Source organism: Phocaeicola sp. RTP21198st1_B8_RTP21198_201120 (assembly GCF_040929485.1).
Taxonomy (GTDB): Bacteria; Bacteroidota; Bacteroidia; order Bacteroidales; family Bacteroidaceae; genus Phocaeicola; species Phocaeicola dorei.
The window spans coordinates 1-1782 of sequence record NZ_JBCOCI010000256.1 but is presented as its reverse complement, the minus strand read 5'-3'; the positions used below and the strand labels follow the sequence as shown (position 1 = coordinate 1782).

1 pseudogene is annotated in these 1782 nt (G+C 44.5%); it reads right to left on the bottom strand.

The window, feature by feature from the left end:
* Window positions 1–1782, bottom strand: a pseudogene (locus AB5935_RS25140) (MG2 domain-containing protein); the annotation flags it as partial.

Below are 1782 nucleotides of genomic sequence, written 5' to 3'. Positions count from 1 at the left end.
CTTGTACGGCCTCTTCCTGCCTTCAACGAGAACATTCCGTTCAGGCAAGCTGAAGGCAACGCGAAATCAGTGGCAAACGAACCGAACTCATTGGTGCGTACCGACTTCTGCCCTACTTCCTGATTATTCGCATCCAATAAAGTAACCATATATTCCTTGTTCGGGAGTACATTCGCCGTATCTGATTTTTGAGAATAGGCAATTCCTTTCACATACACCGTCTGTCCGGGACGATACAAAGAACGGTCAGTCAATAAAGTCATATTTTCCGCCACTTTATCTTCGTCACCGTAATATCCGTAACTTCCTGCATAGATACCTTGCTTCGGCATCGCTGTATCCGTGCCCTTGGAGGCTTTCAAATAGCGGTATTCAGATTTCCAGGGAAATACCACCTTACCATCTTTGTCCGTCGTAAACTCTTGCAAAACTTTTTCATCGTTACTATACATCGTAACTTTCGCATTCGAAATAGGATGTCCCGTCTGTCCGTCCAACGTCACCACTTGATATTGTTTTTACGGCAGACGACAAGTTAACACCTTGAAACGTGTTACGTCAAACTTGCTTTCACTGTCTCTCTTCGCACGAATATCCGGTATGATACGCATTACGTAAGCTCCAAGTTCGGGAGCTTTGAACGTAAACACCGTGTCCTGTGTCCGGTAATCTTCCGGACGAATTACAGAGTAATGTTGTTCTTTTATCAGTTTCTTCGCCTGATAAATCCGGACGGTGAAACCATCCAGATTCTTATGTGAGGCTCTTAGTTCTATCTCTTCGTTCGGGAAAGCCTGATCTGCTGCATAGACATTCAAATAAGGAGCCAATATCTCTTCCCGAAGATTTTTCAGAGCATTGATTCTGTCATACCCCGGATAAAGACGAATCGCCTCATCGCAAAGCTGCAATGCATTAACCTGCTGTTGCTTTTCAATAGCATAACGGGCTTGTGCCAGGTACACTTCAGCACATATCGGTTCCGAAGCATATTTACTTTTCAATGTATTCAATGCTTTCAGGTAAGTGTCATCCGTCAATACCGAAGCCTCTCCCTTTGCTTGGAGAGGTCGGATATACCGTTCCGCTCCCCGTCTCCATTCCAAATAGTTAAGTGCGGTCAACACATAACCTTCTTTCAATCCGGCTGCTTTATAAGCAGAAAGCATATTTCCGTAAATAGCTATTATATCCTGTTTCACCGGATGTACAGCGTTCGTTCCAGTATACCCGCTACCTAGTTTTTCCACTTGCACCAGAGCATCAATTCCACGGGAAGCCAATAGATGATAGAGGTCATGGTGATAATATTCACTCGTTTTCCCCAGTTCTACGAAAGGGATATAGTCGCGTGAAGAAGTTTTGAGCAGTAACACAGAGTCAGCCAAGGCTTCTTTCACATTTGTCCGCACTTTTTCTACAAACATATTGGCGGTCCACTCGCGTATATCCGCAGAAGGCGTTTGGCCTACAATTTCCGTCCGTTGCCACTGGTTGTTGGCAGCATAATTTGCATAAATTTCGGCTATCAGAGAATGCAAAATAGCACGGTCCATTGGTTGGTCGGTTTGTTTCACCCACTGTTCCAGTCCTTTCAGACCGGCATAAAGACTATCCGGATTCAACATTTCCCGGTATTTCATCCGCCACGCGTATGCTTTGAGCATCTGCGGAGAGTTTTTCTCTTTTTCCCCTTTCTGATAAATCTCATCAGTCAGTTTTATCACTGTCTTAGGCAAGCTCTTTTTCTCTGCTTGCTCCACTTCTTTCCATAATTTGTCG